This is a genomic window from Paenibacillus sp. EKM10P (genome assembly GCF_011800655.1).
GTDB lineage: Bacteria > Bacillota > Bacilli > Paenibacillales > Paenibacillaceae > Paenibacillus > Paenibacillus polymyxa.
This window is the reverse complement of sequence record NZ_JAALET010000003.1, coordinates 301,266-322,004: the sequence shown is the minus strand read 5'-3', so window position 1 is coordinate 322,004 and position 20,739 is coordinate 301,266. Positions and strand designations below refer to the sequence as shown.

General features: G+C 42.2%; 19 protein-coding genes. 17 read left to right on the top strand and 2 right to left on the bottom strand.

Translation table 11 applies throughout. The features are described 5' to 3' along the window. Nucleotides 1–74 precede the first annotated feature (74 nt). Nucleotides 75–1,259 carry a GAF domain-containing sensor histidine kinase gene (locus HFE01_RS10855; RefSeq protein ID WP_039276440.1) on the bottom strand — a complete coding sequence of 395 codons (1,185 nt, stop codon included), beginning with the start codon at nucleotides 1,257–1,259 and terminating at the stop codon, nucleotides 75–77. A gap of 368 nt (nucleotides 1,260–1,627) precedes the next feature. Between HFE01_RS10855 and HFE01_RS10850 the strand changes: the two genes are divergently transcribed. From HFE01_RS10850 to HFE01_RS10805, 10 genes are read left to right on the top strand one after another with little or no spacing between them, the layout of a single operon-like run. Then, nucleotides 1,628–2,233, top strand: a complete 606-nt coding sequence (locus HFE01_RS10850) for a hypothetical protein (RefSeq protein WP_045244697.1) — start codon at nucleotides 1,628–1,630, stop codon at nucleotides 2,231–2,233. After that, complete coding sequence (locus HFE01_RS10845) at nucleotides 2,217–2,729, top strand: hypothetical protein (RefSeq protein WP_016822743.1); 513 nt, start codon at nucleotides 2,217–2,219, stop codon at nucleotides 2,727–2,729. Before HFE01_RS10850 ends, HFE01_RS10845 begins: the two co-directional genes overlap by 17 nt. A 14-nt stretch (nucleotides 2,730–2,743) precedes the next feature. Continuing rightward, complete coding sequence (locus HFE01_RS10840; protein ID WP_102997477.1) at nucleotides 2,744–3,121, top strand: DUF4280 domain-containing protein; 378 nt, start codon at nucleotides 2,744–2,746, stop codon at nucleotides 3,119–3,121. A gap of 48 nt (nucleotides 3,122–3,169) precedes the next feature. Further along, a complete protein-coding gene (locus HFE01_RS10835; RefSeq protein WP_167437898.1) occupies nucleotides 3,170–6,016 on the top strand; it encodes a contractile injection system protein, VgrG/Pvc8 family in 2,847 nt (948 codons plus the stop codon). Continuing rightward, the gene (locus HFE01_RS10830; protein WP_019688899.1) at nucleotides 6,013–7,461 is read left to right on the top strand and encodes a discoidin domain-containing protein; all 1,449 of its coding nucleotides are present in this window, start codon (nucleotides 6,013–6,015) and stop codon (nucleotides 7,459–7,461) included. Before HFE01_RS10835 ends, HFE01_RS10830 begins: the two co-directional genes overlap by 4 nt. 25 nt (nucleotides 7,462–7,486) lie before the next feature. Beyond that, a complete protein-coding gene (locus HFE01_RS10825; RefSeq protein WP_167437897.1) occupies nucleotides 7,487–8,860 on the top strand; it encodes an N-acetylglucosaminidase in 1,374 nt (457 codons plus the stop codon). Between the two features lie 41 nt (nucleotides 8,861–8,901). Continuing rightward, nucleotides 8,902–9,969, top strand: coding sequence for a hypothetical protein (locus tag HFE01_RS10820; protein WP_167437896.1), 1,068 nt, complete (start codon nucleotides 8,902–8,904; stop codon nucleotides 9,967–9,969). A 17-nt stretch (nucleotides 9,970–9,986) separates the two neighbouring features. Beyond that, a complete protein-coding gene (locus tag HFE01_RS10815) occupies nucleotides 9,987–12,014 on the top strand; it encodes a DUF4163 domain-containing protein (RefSeq protein WP_167437895.1) in 2,028 nt (675 codons plus the stop codon). A 21-nt stretch (nucleotides 12,015–12,035) separates the two neighbouring features. Continuing rightward, the gene (locus HFE01_RS10810) at nucleotides 12,036–13,430 is read left to right on the top strand and encodes a hypothetical protein (RefSeq protein ID WP_167437894.1); all 1,395 of its coding nucleotides are present in this window, start codon (nucleotides 12,036–12,038) and stop codon (nucleotides 13,428–13,430) included. 28 nt (nucleotides 13,431–13,458) lie between these two features. Then, a complete protein-coding gene (locus HFE01_RS10805; RefSeq protein ID WP_016822753.1) occupies nucleotides 13,459–13,605 on the top strand; it encodes a hypothetical protein in 147 nt (48 codons plus the stop codon). Between the two features lie 251 nt (nucleotides 13,606–13,856). Here HFE01_RS10805 and HFE01_RS10800 read toward each other — a convergent pair whose 3' ends face one another. After that, nucleotides 13,857–14,204 (bottom strand): hypothetical protein, encoded by a 348-nt coding sequence (locus tag HFE01_RS10800; protein ID WP_016822754.1) that lies wholly within the window; start codon nucleotides 14,202–14,204, stop codon nucleotides 13,857–13,859. A gap of 80 nt (nucleotides 14,205–14,284) precedes the next feature. Between HFE01_RS10800 and HFE01_RS10795 the strand changes: the two genes are divergently transcribed. The 7 genes from HFE01_RS10795 to HFE01_RS10765 all read left to right on the top strand — a co-directional run bounded on the left by HFE01_RS10795 (nucleotide 14,285) and on the right by HFE01_RS10765 (nucleotide 20,739). Next, a complete protein-coding gene (locus tag HFE01_RS10795; RefSeq protein ID WP_038978173.1) occupies nucleotides 14,285–15,745 on the top strand; it encodes a lipase family protein in 1,461 nt (486 codons plus the stop codon). Nucleotides 15,746–15,784: 39 nt separating this feature from the next. Beyond that, complete coding sequence (locus tag HFE01_RS10790; RefSeq protein ID WP_017428620.1) at nucleotides 15,785–16,081, top strand: WXG100 family type VII secretion target; 297 nt, start codon at nucleotides 15,785–15,787, stop codon at nucleotides 16,079–16,081. A 492-nt stretch (nucleotides 16,082–16,573) separates the two neighbouring features. Beyond that, nucleotides 16,574–16,918: a hypothetical protein gene (locus HFE01_RS10785; RefSeq protein WP_013373571.1), complete on the top strand. Its 345-nt coding sequence runs from the start codon at nucleotides 16,574–16,576 to the stop codon at nucleotides 16,916–16,918. Nucleotides 16,919–17,092: 174 nt separating this feature from the next. Then, complete coding sequence (locus HFE01_RS10780; protein ID WP_167437893.1) at nucleotides 17,093–18,166, top strand: ABC transporter substrate-binding protein; 1,074 nt, start codon at nucleotides 17,093–17,095, stop codon at nucleotides 18,164–18,166. Further along, the gene (locus HFE01_RS10775) at nucleotides 18,166–19,095 is read left to right on the top strand and encodes a nucleoside hydrolase (RefSeq protein ID WP_167437892.1); all 930 of its coding nucleotides are present in this window, start codon (nucleotides 18,166–18,168) and stop codon (nucleotides 19,093–19,095) included. The genes HFE01_RS10780 and HFE01_RS10775 overlap by 1 nt, the downstream gene beginning before the upstream one ends. Nucleotides 19,096–19,122: 27 nt before the next feature. Further along, nucleotides 19,123–19,944 (top strand): ABC transporter permease, encoded by an 822-nt coding sequence (locus HFE01_RS10770; RefSeq protein ID WP_167437891.1) that lies wholly within the window; start codon nucleotides 19,123–19,125, stop codon nucleotides 19,942–19,944. Nucleotides 19,945–19,950: 6 nt separating this feature from the next. Beyond that, nucleotides 19,951–20,739: an ABC transporter permease gene (locus HFE01_RS10765; protein ID WP_013312456.1), complete on the top strand. Its 789-nt coding sequence runs from the start codon at nucleotides 19,951–19,953 to the stop codon at nucleotides 20,737–20,739.

Here is a 20,739-nt window from a genome sequence, read left to right as displayed (position 1 = left end):
TAGCTAAAACCCGTGACGCTATCTGTCACGGGTTTTATTAATTGGCCCAACATGATCGCAAGCCTACCGTTTGTTCAGGCTGACTCCTGGTATATTTTCAGGGTAAACTGGAGCGTGATCTCCGTCCCTCTGCCAGGTTCGCTAATCCCTGTCATTTTACCATTCATTCGTTTCAACAGCTGTTTGGTAATCTGCCAACCCAAGCCGGGATTGTCATATGAGGGAGAGTACCCATGGTCATGCTCAAGCCACAATTTCAGCTTATTCGGAGATATACCAATTCCGGTATCCTTCACCCGTACTTCCAATTCAACCTCAGGCGCATCGGTCACAGATTGAGTGGTCGCAGATAAGATGACTGATCCTGTGCTTGTAAACTTCACTGCATTATCCACCAAATTAATCAGCATACGCCGAATTTTAGCCTCATCCCCGATAAAAATAGGCGAACTGGCAAGATTCCAATCCAGCTTCAATTCTAAATTCCGTTGCACAGCTACTTCTGTGTACAAGCTCAACACATTTTCCATCATCGTTCTCAGGTCAAACGGGTCCTCAAGATCATCAATCTGTCTGGATTCAATATTGCTATAATCCAAAATATTATTCAGTAGCATCAAAAGTGAGCGACTGCTCGACTCCATGATACTCATATATTGCTGTTGTTCTTCTGTTAACTCCGTGGTCAGCATGAGATCCGTGGCTCCCCAAATTTCAGTGAGCGAAAACCGAATTTTATTACTCAGGGAAGAAATCAAATCCAGCTTGTTCATAGAAGAGACTTCAGCATCGAACTTGTCTTTTTCCAGTTCTACCACATAACCCAGAAATACAGCCATAGCCTGAAGAGCCTTTATTTCCGTTTCTGTCAAATGGGCAGATGGCGCATCCAAAACACAAATGGTTCCGTAAGCCTGACCATCTTTCATGCGAATAGGAATTCCTGTAAATGAGTGGTTCCCAATGGTTTTAGTCACATCTAAACCACATGTGTGCGGGTGAGTAGACGTTTCCGAAATGGTGAGATAATCGGCGGAATGGTTCAGCACCAGACTGCAATAGCTAAGCTCAAAAGGAAGCTCCTCACCATTGCGAACCAGTACCTCTTCCCGGTTAAATGAATCTAAAATCACATTGGTAACCCCATCATTAGCGGCAATAAAAATGGTGTTTACATGTAAAATATCACTCAGCACATCAATGACGTGTGCGGTAGCTTCTTGAATACTATTATAAAAACCTGTAGGTGAAGTAGTCATGTGTCTCCAATCCTGATGCAAAGTGGTGGTTATCAAAACTCTAGTAGTTTGTGTACCCCATTCCTGGTTCTCTGAAAGTGTTGTTGGAGCGTATCGTTAATTATACATGATTATTTCATTATAAACCGAGCTTTCTACTTCGATTTACCTATTCATTTGCACAAACCTTCATCTCCTAGGTCTAGTCTACAGTTTTTCTAAGAGGTATGGGGTATGCGAGTACACATTTATGAAATCATAAAATGATTTTTTTGGGTTTTTATACATTCGTTTGCAATCTCATCATATGAAAAAAGTGTAATTAAATAGGAGAATAGAACCAGTAAAATCATGTAAATATTCTATATAATAGGTTCAGAGGTGGAATTATGAATAGACTGGAAGCCCTAGATCACTTCCGTAAGACCTATGGGGAAGCTGTGTTGAATCAGAAATTACATCAGGTGGCGTCTTTGTATGAGCACAGAAAAGAAGAGCTCATCTTCTCTTTTATCCAGTCCTTTCAATTGATCTGCCTGCAAGCGAATTCTGCAGAAATGGCCAAAATAAGAATCGGATATATTACCTATTCTATGCGGCGCACATATCTGATGGATCGCAATTATAACTATGTCATCGAGGTGTATGGTAAGGATTGGTACTTTGACCCTCAACCTTGGCATGGAACCTATGATGCAGGCTGGGCGTTCAGCTTGTTGGCAGAACTGGAGGACGAACTGAATCAGCTTCGAAAACCTTATATGAATAAGGTTATTCAGCCTGATGTCGAGCGATATGTCCTTCAGGCTGCGTGGGAATTTCATCAATACATTTTGAAATTAGCTAAAGACGCTATACAGCAGGCTGTACAACTCCCTGAATTCCAAGCATTGAAATGCGAGAACGATTTGGAAATAAGAATAGGAGAGTATAAAGGAATCAGTGAGGTGGTGTATCCAACAGCTTATGGAGTACTACATGATTCAACAGGATAATCGTATTACAGAGTATATGTTTCCAGTAGAGACAAATCGTAGACAAATGTTGGAATGGGCAGAACGCTCATTGTGTACTGATGAAGAGTCTATTTTGCAATGTTATGTATCAGGCGATGCGGACTATATTGATTTTATAGAGCAACCAGTAGCCATTGTTTCTGAGCAACTAAAGGAAATCTTTGATATATACCAAGCCGGATTACGCTGGAAGCTGATTGTTTTTGCTGATATGCAGCGTATGCAGCAAACGAGGTATTGGCTGGCTCATCCGCCTAGCCTGATGTGTTTATCACCACTTAGCGAATGTCATAGGGACGGTACACTGAAGAAAATCATTTTAGATGAATATGCAGTCGAGAATCATAAGATATTCAGGGTTCAGCATGCCAATCAGCATATCATTGTGGACCTAGATGTAGCTGAATGTATTTTGAAGTTTAATCTGGCTGGCTTGAAATTACAAAAGGTCGATACGGAGAGGCCGTCTATATAAAGGAGAGTCCGATCATGAGTGAGAGCTATGTAGTGGACGGGGCACAGATACAGTGTACCTATGGAAGTCATTCGGGCAGGTTTAGTGTTTCAGCTAACAGGGGGATTAGTATTGGTGATAAATTGCAGGGGAATATTCAGGATTTTCACCCGCAGACGCATATCCCATCTTTCGGCATGTGCCGTAGTATGTACAATCCTACAGTTTCTTCTGCTAACAAGGGCAATTCTGGGAGAATCATTCCGCAACCCTGCATACCGAGCGTGTCTATGCCTTGGTTGAATGGAAAGAAGGATGTATACGTAGATCAATCTCCGGCTCTGATGAGCTGCTCCACGAACCTATGCATGTGGTGCGGAAAAATTTCATTCACGTCAGATGGGCAGGAATAGCTACTCATTGTAGAAACATCACATGTTAAGACAAATGGGGGGAGTAAGATGGGACTGGCAGGAACTGTGCTGACTTATGGAAATATTAGAGTGAATGCGCCGTATGAAATTGTCCGTCTACTGGATGTTCAATTGACACTGAAGGTAAATGAGCACGGCAAAGTGTACATCACTGCTCTCATACCGGATGAAGATCATGCGAAATATGATGGTTTAGCGCATGATGAGGATGTGCTAGAGGTATACGAGATGGATGAAGATCGAGGCACAGTAAGCATCTTTAAAGGAATCGTCACCCATATTAGAATTGGATTCAAAAATGGTGTATATCACATGTACATAGAGGCGGCCTCTTTTACATATATGCTGGATCGACAACGGAAAAATCGTTCGTTTCAAAACAGCAGCTTGACGTATTATCAATTGTTTCGGGAGCTTATAGATAGCTATCCACACGGCGATTTTATTGACCTGACAGACAGCAACCAAAAGCTCGGCGGCTTTACTATTCAGTATGGGGAGAGTGATTGGGAGTTTCTGAAAAGGATGGCCTCTCATCTGCACACTGGACTGATTGCCGAGATTACATCCGTATTTCCGCGGCTATGGTTAGGTACCTCAAAAGAACAGGTGAAAGGTGAACTGAGCAGCATTAACTTTTCCCTCCAAAAAACAAAGTCAGGCCCTCAGTATACGTATGCTGAAGTGGAGGACACGAAACGTTTTGAACTTGGAGATGTGGTCTTGTTTCGACGAAAGCATTGGGTTATTGATCAGATTCATGCAGAGATGAAGCAGGGCATTATGACATATGACTACGTTCTCGTTCCAGAAGCGGGCATTCCGAGGGAGGTTATACATAATCAGTTTATCAAAGGTGCTTCTATTGAAGGGAAAGTTATTGAATTAAATAGCGAAAACGAATCCGTTAAACTTCACTTGTCCGTAGATTCCACGCAGTCCAAGGCTGAAGGGCGCTGGTTTACTTACCCTACTATGTATACCGGTGATGGGATCGGCTGGCATTGCATGCCCGAGCTTGGGGATCATGTCCATTTGTATTTTCCATCCAACAAAGAAAAGGAAGCTCGTGTAGTTCAATCCCTGCGTAAGAGAGACTACACAGGGGATGAAATCAGCCAGCCATCCAGAAAGCTGCTTCATACCAAATCACAAAAAGTGGCGAGATTCGATGATAAGGAATTGGCCCTCTCCACCCAGAAAGACAAGATACTTGTACGCTTAAATCCTGCATCTGGTATTCACGTGTACAGTCATCACGATCTTACCTTTCACGCCGATACAGACCTGGTGCTGCATGGCAAAAAGGTACAGATGACCGCTACTCGCGAAATATCTCTGACGTGCAAAACCAGCTATATCCGAACCGATGGAACACTTCATATCAAGGCTAGTAAGTTCATGAAAAATCAGATGCCTGATGCCGAATTGAAAGCTTATCAATCCCTGATTAAAGAATTGAAGGGGAAGGGATATCCACAATGGGTACAGGATTTGCTGCTTCAGTACAAAGCCGACTACTACAAGGCCGTGGCAGCAGGGGACAAAAAGGGGGCCAAGGAAGCAGCGGCCAAGGCCAAGCAATTGCGTCAGCAGGTGGCAGAAATAGATCGTATGCCTGCCTGGGCCAGAGCGCAAATGCATGGATACACGTCCCAATGGTGGGAAGCGCATGGCGCAAACGACAAGGCCAAGCAAAAGCAGATGCATCTTCTCGCCAACCAACTGCGTGACAATGTGCTAATCAACGAGCTGATTCGTGGTCATTCAGCCAAATCCTATCTGGATGCGAATCGGCTGGAGGAACTGTCCGGGCAATACGCAGATGCGGCCCATAAGCTGACCGTTGCCGATCAAAAGGCTATGGCTAAGGAAGCGGCCGCTCTGCGGAGTAAGTACGGGGTGAACAGTCAGCTTGCCAGAGAGAATTTGAACAAGCTTGCCAAGAAGTATCAAGACAGCTTCTCGTACAAGCTACCAACTACAGGCGATTGGGATAAAGAGCTTAACGCCGCACTGCATGATTTTGCGAAAAAATACGGCCTGGAGAATAAGGGCTATGGTCGGGATGTACTGGCCGTATACCTGCATCAAGTAGCCAATGGTATTCTTCCATGGCCTAAGGTTAATAAGGCTGCAACGCCAGCAGCTCCAATAACGAAAACGGAACCGGGCAAGAAGACGCCGACTACTCCTGATAAACCGTCGAAAGAGGAAACGAAGCCATTAGATCCTAAGGATTATAAAGATGGATTGGTAGCGGTGAAAAAGATTGAAAGCTATATAAGTAGTAAAGGCATAAAAGGTAATCAAGCCCGGGCTCTGTACAGAGTAAACGATTATACCAATAACAGTATCATTCAAAAGAAGCTGTCCTCGAATCGTAAAGCACCGCTTGTGTTTTTCTTTGAAGGGGATGGTTCTTATAGTTATAAACAAGAAGACCACCCGGAAGGTCGATATGGAGCAATGGCAATTGTGGTGATAGACGGCGAGATTAAGTATACAAGCAAAAATGCCAGCACACTTCCTGATTATGAGAGCAAGTATAAAACGGTTAAAGATGGAGTATATGAGTTTGTAGGCGGGTTGCATTTGAGTACCTATCCTGCTTTGCGTATTCGGAATGGTGCACCAGTTCCAGCAACCAAAGGAAGTCAAAAAAAGGAGTGCACAGCAGAAGGTGTAAATATACACCAGGGCTATAATGCTGATAAAAAGCCTAAACCAACTTCGACAGCTTGTATAACGGTTCATAAAGACGAGTATGTCAGATTTCTGAGTTCAGTAGGCGTGGTGAAGAACTCATTAAATGAAAAAGCTAATCCTGTAGAAGGATTAGCTATTCTTGATCGGAAGGATAGAACAAAGTGAAGATAATCAGAAGCATATTAGTCATTCTTTTTTTAATTATGTTGTCAGCATGTAATGCTTCTCCAAAAGACCCCACTTCCTTTTCTTCGAAAACAGTAGGTGTGACTTCAGAAGCGATAGCATCATCTAATAAAGATAATAAAACGGAGCTTGTTAAAGAGAAAAATAAGAAAGAATGGGCTGTAACGATAGAAGAAGGCAGAGAAGATCCTGAAACCTATTTAGTTCAGCTGGAAGGGACAAAAGTCGAACGGTTCTTAAATGCCAAGAAACTGATTAGTCTCCTACAGCCGAAGGAGGATAAAGAGAAATATCGAGATTCCTATGTAGATGTAGGGAGAGTTCAAGAAGATGGGGGTCAAGTCGCATTCGTATTAGATTTATTTAATGAAGCGAAATTAATAATACAGATTTATGATTTGGATTCGGGTAACAAAGTCAATGAATTTAAACTACCTTATAACCGTCCGGTAATTTCTCCTGATTTAACCAAGTATTTATATGAGGATAAAGATAGAACGTATATATATGATACGGTAACAAAACAATCAACAGCTATTCATTTAGATGGAAGTTCTATAGATATAGATGACATTCATCTAGGACAATTTTCACCAGATAGTACCCAGTTTTGTTTTACCGACAGCCAGCAGAATCTTGTCATATTTGATGTATCGAATTATAGATTCATTAAGAAAATCCATATAGATTCTGGTATGGCGATAGTCAACCAATGGACTCAGAAGAATCAATTAATCTACTCTATTGATTCCATGTCTGTAAATAAAACGTACTTGTTAAATTTAAATAATGAAGAGCGGCGCCTTTTAGGCAAGGGGATGGAACAGCCCTTAATGTCTCGAGATGGTTCGGAGGTATGGTTTGAAAAGTTAGATTCGCCATCCAACTATAAACTGAATATAAATACAGGTTTAGAAAGTAAAGTCGCATCTATCACTATAATTAATGAAAATATGGCGACACCTGTGCAGTGGTTTTACACCGCTAATGACTTTTCTAAGTATGAAAGTGAGATAAAAGTGCATCAAATTAAAGCTTCATCGACTCTGCCAAGTAAAGGCACGCAAACTTATGACGCCAAAAATTTGGTAGATAGAGATTCATCTACTGCATGGTGTGAAGGCGTGAACGGCAACGGGGAAGGAGAAACAATAGTATTAGACCTAGGCTCTTTACAAAAGGTAAATGGCATCCAAATTATTAATGGATATGCTAAATCTGAAAAAAGTTATCGGGAGAATAATAGAGTTCAACAACTAAAACTGGAATTCTCGGATGGTTCCTCTCTAGAAATGAATGATTTTAACACACGTAAAAAATTTAAGGAGCCTATTCATACCTCATTTATCAAACTTACGATTTTATCAGTTGAACGTGGAACAAAATATCAGGATACATGCATTTCTGATATACGGCTTTTCTAGCATTCTTACAAAAGGGAGATAGCCTATGAAATGGAAAGAGCCAACGTTTGGTGCAACCCCTATGTTGAAAGCTTTAACAACCGCTAATGCACGCAGAAAAGCACAGGCTTTTGATCTGGTGGCAGAACAGAAGAAACAGAAACTGAATTACCCCGAATGGGCCCAGTCCTGGCTGCGTAAATACAAAGAGGACTGGTACATCGCTCAAGCCAACGGTGATGAGGTAGGCATGCGTAAAGCGCAAAAGCTAGCAGAGGGGCTGCGAAGCAAATTACGTGAAATGGCCACATTCCCCAAGTGGGCTCAAGAGGAAATGAAAAAAGAAACAATCCGCTGGATGACTGCAGAGGCAAGCGGGAATATCAGGGAAAAGTTAGCTGCTGAGAAGGCGGGACGAGCCATTCGAGAGAAGTTGGGGCTGATTGATACTAGTATTAAAGAGCCACCAAAAGAACCAGTTACCAATAAATCAAAGGATGGTTCTAAAACTGAACAAGCACCTCCTGATAAATCAGGAAATGATAGCTTTGAAGCTGAGCTTGCTAAATTTCCGGAATCATACAGGCCAGCTCTATTAAAATTACACAAGCAGCATCCTTCTTGGCGCTTTATAGCAGAAGAAACGAATGTAGATTTTAATAGTTTTCTCAAGGCAGAAATGAAAAATGGACTGGTATGTACGGAAGTAGACAAATATGGATATTCACCATCTTGGAGAGACCCTAAGTTCAAATATGATAGAGGATATAACGCTGCTTCTCCTAAGGCAGTTTCATATTTTTTAGACCCGCGTAATTTTTTGACTGAGTCTCGTGTATTTCAATTTTTGTCGGGAAAGTATGATAAGAACACCCAAAATAAAGAAGCTGTTAATAAAGTGCTAAGCAAGAGCTTGGCTAATAAAGGGGATGTATTCTTAAAGGCAGGTGGCAATGAAGCGAGTGCAGTATTTTTAGCAGCAAAAGCTATGGTTGAATCAGGAGGCGGAACTTCAACTTTAGGTAAGGGACAGGTTCCGGGATATATCGGATGGTACAATATGTATGGCATTGGCGCAAACGATGGGAGTGCGCTCAAAAATGGTGCAAAAAAAGCTAAGTCAGAGAATTGGAATTCTGTCGATAGTGCAATAATTGGCGGAGGTAAATGGATTTATAGGAATTATATTCAAACAGGGCAAGATACGCTTTATAGCTTAAAGTGGAATGTAAATTCCTTTAGGAGTAACGGAACTGTTAGTAAGCAGTATGCCACGAATATTATGGATGCTTATGTAAAATCGGATCGCTTTTCCAAGGGTCTTAAAACCGTAGATGCACCTCTTACTTTTAGAATACCCGTATATAAGAATATGCCTGCAACGGCTTGTCCTGAACCTACACAGGCTTCATCAAGGTAATCAAGCTAGTATAAAATAGGCATTTTGAAAGAAGGGAAAGTGTGATTAGTGATAAGTTATTTGCACTCATTTTAGTTGTTTTAATTCTTAGTGGTTGTGGGGTGAATAAAGAGGCCGAGGTAAAAAGTATCGCTCCTAAACCATCTACATCAACTGTTGTTAGTCCTGAGATAACGGAAGGTACTAGTAAAGTTACTGTGGAGGATACTGGGAAAACTAATGTGCAAGATTCTAACACCTTAGATCAGTTTATAAAAAAAATTCAACCCCCAAATGAGCAGCTTCAAAAAGTATTAAAAGAAGATTTGGACCGTGATGGAAAGCCGGAATATGTGCTTGCTTTTGGATTAGAAAAAGGGGGGATTGACAACATATTTGTAGTCCGGGAGGATGATGGCTATCACATCATTGGTAAATTAGAGGACCCAGTTATGGTTGCACATCTTAATACAGACATGAAAATTATGAAGCTGGATCAAACAGAACAAAAATTTATAGTTGTATATTCCACTAGCGAAGTGGATGAGGCCGAAGGATTCTCTATATTTACTGTAGACCATAACCGAATTAGCAACCTGAATTACAATTATCCAGAAGCAACAGGGCAAGGGAGCAGGAAGCTAGAGGACATTAATAAAGATGGTGTTTTTGAGGATGTGAGTTACTACCGTTTTCAGGATACTCAGAAACATACAATAATAACTTATCAAAAATTCGACAGTACCGGACCCGAAAAAACAAAAGTACTATATGAAAATAAGAATAAAAAATTTGTATATCCCACGGATCCCAAAGACATTATTCAAAATTATTTGGAGGATCATTATCTTAGGAATCGCTTCTTTATACACTTGCCTGAAATGGCGGAATTTATTGCTTTGTCAGCAAGTCCAAAAAATAATTTTGAAAGTATCATAGATTTTTCCGCTATGGACTATACAGGATTAGACTTGAATGTAAAAGAGATTGCTTATGAGGCTAATCAGCGGGTGTTTTTGGTAAAGAGTAGCTCAGAAGAAGAGGAATCAAACCAAGGACTTGTATTTACGTTAGAAAAGCAGTCAGGCATGTGGAAGATTATGAATATAGAGATGAACGATAAATTGTAGAAAGCGTGATCTCCAGCATGAGTTACTTGAAGTATGTGCGAATTTGTTACGTGCTGTTATTACTCATTTCCTGTGTAGTGCTGAATGGATGCATGAAGGGACAGGATTCTCCAGCAACAGAAACAAATCATACACTTTCTCTCCAAAATGACGTTAAAACGATTTCTTATTCAAAAATGTTGGATGTGTTAGTTCAAAAACTTCGTATAGTCAACGATGAGAATAAGGATTCTGATATCAGACAAAACAAGCTTGAGGAGTTCACACAGGAACTTAATTTGTTGTTAAACGAGCCAGAAAGTGTAGAGATGAAGGATGGAGAATTAGTAGAAAAATTCGATAACAATCTCACTATCTTAACAAAATCGTTTCAGTTAAAAAGTGGGCAGCTAAACGTTAGGGTTATGAATTATAGAGCACCTAAAACGCTGACAGGTACGATCGGAGATAAATACACATTTATTCAGTGGTGGAGTTCGAAGCAACTTGTACACGCCCAGATCATTGAGGATGGCGGGCCAGAATTGACTACAGACTTTGTGGTTCGAGATTCAGACCAAGGAATACAGTTGTGTTTAGGGGGACATGTTTCCATATATCATCCAGACCCCGTATTTATTGATTTGTGGGAGTTGTCTGGACAAAAGTGGACGCAGAAAAGTATAGATGTAGGTAAGATAAAGCTCCCGGATGCGTGGGAACTGAACAAGGATACGAATGAGCCTATTATTATCGAGAATCGACAACATGATAGCATGAGTATCGAGGTTTTAGACCACGGCGATGGTTTCTTAATAAACAGTGATGATTCTGAACAAAACCTTATCATTGAGTTCTCCAAAAGTGGAGAAGTCCGTATTGATTCCGAATATAGCATCGCCTCGAATACTCATGGTGAACCGCAAAGCTATGAGCTCACTCGAGAGAAGTATTCAAAAAATGGGATCGTGATTAAATACCCTCAAATTACAAAACTCAAGGATATTGCAAAGCAAAAATCTTTAAACCAAATTCTTAAGACTGATGCTTTAGAAGGGTTACAAAACTATGCGGATTCCAATTCTGGAGTTCATGTCGAAATTGATTATGAGATCAAACGACAAAGTGAACGATTCTTGAGCGTTCAATATAAGGGTATTCGTTATGTGAAGGACGCAGCCTATCCTACTCATATGTTTTATACGACGAACCTGGATATGAAGCAGGCTTCAAGGATAGGATTGAGGGATTTGGTAAAAGTCGAGAAACCTTTTGTTGAGCTTATAAAAAGCGGGAAGATTACAGCTGTTCAGCCGGAGCAACAAGGATTAATCGGTGATTTCACAAAAGATGATTTGGTGCAATTGTTAGCAAACGCAGATGTAACCAAAGGTTCGCTTGCGGAAGTAGAAATGGAATCGTTTAGTTATCTCACAAATGATTCGTTGGGGATGAGTGTACCTATGGCTCATGTAGTAGGGGACCATGCGGAGTATGAAATTCATTTTGCACAAATTCCAGAGAATATCAGGCAGAATAAAGAACTATGGAGTGAGCTAAGTTCTGTTGAGGATCAGTCTGTTTCCACAGTTGGCGGTGAAAAATTGGATACCGACCAATATGAAATTGAAGAGTCGCAGTCTTTTCAAACTACTCTCGAAGGCTTTGGAAAAGTACGTTTTGTATCCACATATGGGTATCCAGAAGGTTTTCGTAAATTCTTTTTCTTCCTACTGGATGACCAAGGACATATTCTATATCCATTCCCCAATTTCTACGGGAACCGTGAGTGGGTTGCACGTTACGGAGGAGTAGAAGCAGTGGCCTTCAAGGATGTGAATAAGGATGGATTGAAGGATGTTATCATCATTGCCGATGTTGACAACGGGATTCATGGGCCTGGTAGAGTTGATGAATTCCCTATAGCGGATATTTATTTTCAGAAAACAAATAAAACCTTTACCACGCTCCCTGCATTAGATGAGACTCTTAACGATCAGGGACATAATCAAACCATTCAAGATGTCGTTCAATATGTAAGCAAACAACGGATAAACGTAAATTAACCGACAAAAGGGAGCGGTAACATGGGATATCCAATCATCAAGTATAACGGGACGGTTTTATCTCTTAAAAACCCGAAAGTTAAAGTTGTACAGAAAATGAATGAGCATGTGAAAGTCTTTTTGACAGGTGTGTTAACGGGTGCCCAAATGGAAGAATATACAGATCATATGGAAGCAGGGGCGAAGTTAGTTGTATCTTATGTGAATGATGATCATAAACAGATTGTATTATTTCGAGGATTAGTCGCGCAGTTTAGAATCAAGTTGGTGTCCAATGTAGCCCATTTGGTCGTCGAAGCTCTATCCTATACAAGCCAGCTGGATGAAGTGCTTCATAGACAAACTTTTCAAAATGTAAAGATGAAGCTGCAAGTATTGCTCGAACATGTGCTCAAATCCTATCCCAAAGCCAATTGTACGAGCCGCTTAAAAGATCAGCTTTTACAGGAATTTACGATGCAATTCGACGAAACAGACTGGTCGTTTTTGAAGCGTATAGCGTCTCGACTCGGTTGGGGACTGATACCTGATCCGATTGGAGAAAAACCTCAGTTTTATTTTGGATTACCGGATGGTGCGAATCAAGGCGAGCTGAAACAGTATAACTACTCCATGACCAGAAAAACCAAACCAGGTTCCGGCAAGGACGACAACCTTTTGTATTATAAAGTGCAAACGACAGGAGCCAAAGATGTCCTACTGCAAATTGGGGCTGAGGTTAAATTTAAAGGGAAAACTTTATACGTCCTGCAGTCTGTGGCGTTTATACGTCATAGTGCTTTGTGGCATGAGTATGTGCTGACTACAGCGGATGGAATGAAGCAGGATTTGATTGTAAATGAGAGCATTCGTGGCATCTCGTTGAAGTCCAAGGTCATTGGAATCGAGCAGGATCATGTGAAGGTTTTCTTTTACGAAATGGACAAGGTCAAGCCGAACGTAAAGGAAACCTACGCGTTTCCAACGGCTACATTTTATACATCGGAAGGAAATACAGGATGGTACTGTATGCCGGAGTTGTTTGACTTTGTAGACATTTACTTTCCGACCGCTAAAGAAAAGGACGCCATCGTAACTCATTCAATCCGCAAGAGATCCAAAGGGGGCGACTTTATTAAGGACCCGTCCACGAAGATCTTTATGACCAAGTACCGCAAAGCCATTATATTTGAGAAAAATGAAATTTTAATCACGGGGAACGACGATGAAGTAGTGATTCGACTGCTAGATGACCACGGCATCGAATTGCGGAGTAAAAAGGACATCCGTGTTAAGGCTGATGGAAACCTAGTACTCAATGCGGGTAACACCATACAAGTCACAGCCAAAGATGCCATTGGTTTAAAATGTAAAACGAGTTTGGTCGAAATGGACGGAAACATCAAAATGACTGGAGAAAAGATAAAGACGCAGTAAATAAAACCACCAAGGGAGGGGGAAAAGCATGGCTAAAGTAACTACAGGAGCAATCGTGAATGAGAAAACGCCGACCCAGGAAGATATGGTTCAAGAATGGAAACGTAAAATAAGCAAAGGCGAATATCCTTTTATTTATATAAATCAGCCTCTCGCTCAAAGTGAAAAACGGTAAATGTGTCAGGCAACGAGTAAACAAGGCTCCTTAGGAGCCTTATTTCTATGTTCATCTGTGCAACTTTCACCTAACATACAGTTACAAAGACCTATTCCGCCCAAGCTATGTACTATGACCAGAAATACTGAATTCAATGACTTTATACTTATTTTTCCTCTCGACTATATCACTCGTAAATAGGATGCACTATAATTATACTACTTCTTAATTTGGGAAAAATTAGACGTTAACATTTATAATAGCCCTTCTCAGGAAGAAGGGGTCTTGTATTTGGGAACTTCGCTGTCGATAAACCAATCTGGCCCAGAGACGTCGATTACTTCTTTGGTTTTATAACTGTAATAAATAGTAATTTTGCTGTCTTCGTGACCTTTAATGTACCCATACAGATATATTCTTGAGTGGATAGCCGGATCGTCCACAACATAATCTTTTAGTATGAAATCAGCATTATAGTGTTCTTTAATAAATTCCACGCCGATCGGAGTGGCGACGTCTACTAATTCTTTTTTCTCTTTGTCGGACAAGCTGGAACAACCTCCTAAATACATAATAATTAAAATAAGTGCCAGAATCAGTTGGATTTTTCTGTTCAAGTTACAATTCTCCTTTTCTGGTAATCACCTTTTTTCATAACTCTATAATATATTTACACAATAGACAAGGTGGGAATAACTTGACCTACATTAACGACAAAACATATTGGACCATTGCAGATAGAGTGTATGACCGGGATTTGACTGCTAAAGATGCTAAGAGCAGAATTCTTCCTGACTGGAAGATTGTTGAACCTGAAGGTGCTATGCTGCATGACACAAACGGTTCTGGATTCGATGCGACGGTATTCCATAACGAAAAAACCAATCAGGTGATCATCGGTTATAGGGGGACAGAACCTCCAGATCGGCCCAAGTGGAGCGTGGCGATGGACTGGGGGACGGACATCAGCGATGTCGTCGGAGGACGCGCAAAAACGTTGGAAGAAGTCCATCATTATTATGAAAATAATAAGGAAGAGGTGGCTAAACTCCCACCACAAGTGCAAACTGCATTTCTTCAATATGAGGAAAAGTATCAGAATAATCAATTTACACAAGCTCAAAATCTATATGATGTTGTAAAAAAAGAGTATCCTTCTGCTGAGATAACGACCACAGGCCATTCTTTAGGAGGAGCGGAGGCAGAATATGTGGCGGTGCGGAATGGACTGACATCCGTCAGTTATAATCCACCAAGCATTGTACATCTATTACCGGATGATCTTCAAAAGAAGGTAGAAAATGGCGATTTTCGAAAGACGAATGTCGCTTATGTCAACCCGAAAGATACTATTGGTTCGGGAGTTAATGATGCACAGCCACATGTGGGTGCAACCTACTTTATAGACAATGATTATAAGACAGCTAATGCAGCCAAAATCACTGTTCCTGTTTCATTACCAGTCGAAAGAGAAAATAAATGGGCCAACTTTTTTTTGGGACCCAAATGGACTCCCATTGTTTATGTCCCAATTACGTTGCCCATGATGCAGCAAGATGCAATTACCAAGTTCTATAATTCGGTATTGGGTGAAGCAACGCATAGCATGGATCATTTCACATTTGATGAAAATGGCAATATTAGCAATCCGCTGTACACCATGGATGGACAATTGGTAGAAGGAAATCCGCGGGTCCAAGCGTACGAGCAAATGCTGGCTGCGCAGGCAGAGCTCAAGCAAGTTATGGGCGATTTGGTCGAACGCTACGGTGGACAACTGGGTGCCTTCGGTCAGTTTGCTGCTAATGCCCTAGGTGTGAATTTGATGGGAGCAGGCCAACAAAATGGCCGCGCTAATGGTGGAGCTTATTTTGTAGGCAACAAAAATGGGGGTACAATTCAATTAACACCTGAAGAGCTAAAGCATGCGGCTAATCAGATGCGCTCTAGCTTGCATGGATTTTCTAGTGATACCCGTGCGTCCATTCAGTTATTTCAGGCTCATATCGGAACAAGTGAAAGTCAGTCTTTGACCCCGCTTGCGCATAGTGCTACGGCGACACTGGATCGAATTAATCGCTGGTATCAGGAATCGATTACAGAGATAGCAGAGTACATCGATCGCAAGGGTCAGGAATTTACGATGGTGGATCAATAAGAAAGAGCAGCTGGAAGAACACAACGGGAGGCGAAAGAGATGAGCAGAATATCTTTGAGCCTGGGGGATCTGCGGAGGGCTGTACAGCAGTGCGAGCAGCTAAAGCAAAGACTTCAGCATCAGGAGCAACAGATGAAAACTATATATAGTCGTCTGCAAGACTGGCGGGGTGAATCAGCTGCTGAATTAACACGCAAAATGGAGGCGTTCCTCCAAGGAACCACATTACGGATACACGAGTTGGATGAGCATAAAGAGCAGTTGAAACGTTATATTCGCAAAATGGAAGAAGCTGATCGGCGGGAAGAAAAGCGCAAACGAGCAGCACAATGGTGATTAGGCGTATATCATAGCTAACTTTATGTTGTTGTGCCAGCTACATAACTTAAAAGAACCGTACTATCGCTAGGGGACTTCTGCGGGGTACGGTTTAATGGTGTGTACATAAAAAATACATATATAGTAGAAGAAAAAATATCTCCCGAAATGCGAAAATAGCATCTTTGGAGTCTGTAGCTTGAAGTTGCTGTTATTTTGGAGCATTGTTGTACGGGCTACAGTTAATGTAAGTTTCATCTGATCAATGGAAATAGCTACTTATTTCCTTTCGTTGTTATCAGCCCTTTGGTAGGATGGATCTAAACCGAGATTTTTGAAGTCGGTAAGTGTAAAAAATGTTCTAAAGCTACAAAGTTCGACATATTGTTCGCTTTTTCGCGATGTATACTATTGAATCAGGGATTTTAGTTTGCTATTTATCGCATATTTATGTATAATCTATCGTGTTGAAAGATTGATTGTACGTAATATGCTGATGAGGGTGGGTTCATGACGCTGCTCGACAGTAACGAAAGCAAGAAGCGGATGTGCCAGATTTACAATGAAGTTTCAAAGGAACTGTTCGGCTTCGGGACCACGCTGTTGCGGGCCACCGTTGAGAACAACATTGTTACCTTTGTAGCGAAGCACCGGCGTTCTCCACGCTCGGCGGCATTGGAAGTGGAAGCCCCCGGCTTGAAGCTGGAAGTGGATTTCCGAATGTCCATGCTGTACAAGAAGAGACTTCGCGAGAAGCTGATTGAGGATATGGAGCTCGATATAGAAGCTTTACTGCGCGATTATGATTCAGCAACGCAGTGGGCCATTACGAACATCATACTGAAAGAATCCTAATAAAATTGGATATTCGGCTTTTCGCTTCGGATCTATCTGAGGGGAGAACCTGTTATAACGCGCAGCGGGATCAACTTATTCTTTGTTTACGAAGAAAAGTATTCTTGTTTTACAAGAGTACTTTTCTTTTTTGTGTCATAAGGTGTGCAGAATAAAAAACAGGGGGAGTTTCATATGAAAAAGTGGTTTAAAGGATTTATGGCTGTGACCTTGGCATCTGTGGTACTGGCAGGTTGCGGCAGCAATGCTACTGGTGGTCAGGCAGATGGAAAAGATGGCTCAGCTGATGGGAAAAAGAAACTAGTTATTTCCACATGGGGCTTCTCCGAGGACTTTTTTAATAAAGAAGTGTACGCGCCTTTTGAAAAGGAACATAACGTTGATATTGTTGTAGAAATCGGAAATAATGCGGAGAGATTGAACAAAATCAGTCAAGGCAGCACGGATGTCGATCTGATTTATCTGTCTGATTATTATGCCCAACAGGGGATTCAACAAGGGCTATTCGAGAAGTTGGATCGCAGTAAAGTGCCGAACTTGAACCAAATTTATGATATTGCCAAAGCACCGCTGGGTGAGGAATATGGACCTGCTTATACAGTTGGACGCCTCGGTATTGCCTATAATCCGGAGCTGGTGAAAAAAAATGTGACCTCCTGGGCTGATCTGTGGGGCACTGAATTCAAAGGAAACGTGACTCTGCCGAATATTACGGCAACGGCTGGGCCGATGATGGTGGATGCGGCCTCCAAGGTAGCGGGTAGCAAGGAATTTAATGAAGACCAAGCCTTTGGGAAACTGAAAGAGCTGAGTCCGAATATTGTTAAGTTTTATAGTAAAACGTCTGAGTTCGTAAACATGTTTAGCCAGCAGGAAATTGCGGGCGGTCCGATTATGGAAATGTACTTCAAAGATTTGCAGGCAGCTGTGCCAGGGGCGAAATTTGTGGCTCCTAACGAGGGTGCCTACGCAGTAATGAACACAGTTAATGTAGTAAAAGGGTCTGACCAGAAGGAGCTGGCTGAGGAGTTCATCAACTGGCAGCTGAGCAAGGAAGTTCAAGAAAAATCGGCCAAAGCAAAGGTTGATTCTCCGGTGAATACACAGGTGGTACTGTCTGGTGCGGATACAGAGGGAATTACGTACGGTGCAGATGTAGTGAATAAGCTGACCAAGCTGGATATGAAATTCGTTAACGATCATATCAAGGCATGGACAGATCGCTGGAACCGGGAAGTTGCACAATAATGAAAAAGATCATATTAGATGTAGATACAGGCATTGATGATGCGTTGGGTATTTTACTTGCGGCCAAAAGTGGTCAGCTGGATATCCAAGCGATTACTACAGTATGCGGTAATGTTTCACTTAAACAAGCAACACTGAATACATGCAAAATCCTCAACCTGCTGGATAGACCGGATATTCCGGTCTATCGGGGGGCAGAGGCTCCATTAATACGCAAAGGCCTGCATGAGCACCGTGTTCATGGAGAAGACGGCATCGGAGGCGCATTGAGCGGAATAGTCCCAGCCATCTCTGCATCCGAAGGTTTCGCACCAGATATTATCATTGAGACTGTGATGGCTCACTCGGGGGAAGTAACGCTGGTTTGCACCGGACCGCTCACCAATCTGGCGTTGGCGCTGCTGAAGTGTCCCGATCTGACGGATCACGTCCATGAGGTCATTTTTATGGGCGGCGTTATTCACGGATGCGGCAATATCACACCTGTAGCGGAGTATAACATGTACGCTGATCCTGAAGCCGCACGGATCGTATTTCACGCAGGATTTGGTCGATTGATACAAGTGGGGCTGGATGTAACACGGAAGGCGCTGCTGACTGCCGATCATATTGATCGTCTGACCCGTCCAGAGATTCGTAATTATGTAGCTGAAAGCACGGCCGTGTATACCAAGCGTTATGAAGAACGCAACGGCGTAAAAGCGTGTGCGCTTCATGACCCGCTTGCCGTAGGTGTGGCATTGAATTCGAGGATAGTTGATACCTCGCTGTTATATGTCGACGTGGAAACCTCCAGTCGCATATGTGACGGACAAACGGTAGGCGATGTGCAGAACCGCCTCAATCATAGTCCCAATATGACTGTGTGCGAACAGGTGGACAGCGAAGCTTTTCTGGAACTGTTTATCCAGGTGCTGAACAAGGAATAACATTTTGATAACCGCAAGGAGCTACCCATGAAGAAAACATACTTGTATTGGCTGCTGCTGCCAGGTTTGCTCTTTCTGGCGGTGTTCATGGTCATTCCGATTGTGTTGACGATCGGTTCGACCTTCGTACAGAACAGCTCATTCACCCTAGAAGGCTATCTCCATTTCTTCAAGGACCCTTATTTTCTGAAAATATTGCTGACTACGCTGGAGGTCAGTGTCGTAACGACTCTCGTATGCGTATTGCTCGGTTTTCCGACGGCTTACTATATTTCACGAAAGGCCCCGCGTCGTAAAGGGATTTTGCTGGCGCTGGCTATCTTCCCCTTGTTGACTAGTCCGGTGGTGCGATCATTCAGCTGGATGGTCATTTTGGGTCGCAAGGGGTTATTAAACAACGTGCTAATGAGTTTAGGACTCGTGGATGAGCCGCTGAATATTTTATACACCCCGGCAGCGATGATTATTGGTCTGGTCCATTTGTTTTTGCCGCTGATGATTATTTCACTAATTGGTGTGCTTGAAAATATCGACGGTGATCTTGTCCATGCTGCTCAGAGTCTTGGAGCTTCCAGATTCAGCGCATTTCGTAAAATTGTATTCCCGCTGTCTGTTCCGGGTCTGATCATTGGAAGCATTCTTGTTTTCGTAGGCAGCCTGACGGCTTATACGACCCCAGCACTGCTGGGAGGAAAACAGCGGGTTATCGCTACATTTTTGTATCAAAATGCGATGACGCTTAACGACTGGTTTTTAGCTTCTGTTATCGCAACAATTATGATTGCTATTACATTTATCGTGGTCGGTCTCTTAAATAAGGCGGCCCATAAACTCAATCCGAAGGGGTAGGTGGATATGCGGGAGAAACATTACGGACTAGGCTTCTTTAGCCTGCTGGTCTTCATCTTTCTGCTCGGTCCGCTGTTGATCATATCGGTCACTTCTTTCGAGCCGGGCACGGTATTAAAATTTCCTCCGCAGGGCTTTTCCTTGCGCTGGTATGAAAATATTTTTGAAGTGGATTTGTTTATGTCCACGTTCAAAACGTCGATTGTCGTCTCTCTGCTGGGCAATATCTTGGCGTTGTTAATCGGTATGCCAGCCGCTTATGCACTTAGTCGGTTTTCCTTTCGCGGGAAGGATGCGCTGAATGCCTTGTTCCTTTCCCCGTTACTTATACCAGGTATTGTGCTTGGTTTTACATTGCTGCGTTATTTGATCATTGTGTACCATTTGCCGGTATACGCTGGACTTTTGATCGGACATACAGTGATTATGTTGCCGTTCATTATAAGGGTCATTGCCTCCAGCTTGTCTAACTTTGATTTTGCGATTGAGGAAGCAGCGCTTAGTTTGGGAGCTGGACGGCTGGAAACCTTTTTCAAGGTGGTTCTACCCAACATCCGCTCAGGTATTATTGCGGCTATCCTGATTGCCTTTCTGGAATCATTCAACAATGTCGACATTTCCGTCTTCATGACAGGACCGGGCTTCAGCACCCTGCCTATTCAAATGCTGACTTACGTCGAGAATTACTTTGACCCGACGATTGCAGCGATCTCGGTTATGCTGATGATTTTAACGGGTATCCTGATGTTCTTGATTGAACGACTGATGGGATTGTCTTACTTCACTAAAAGGTAA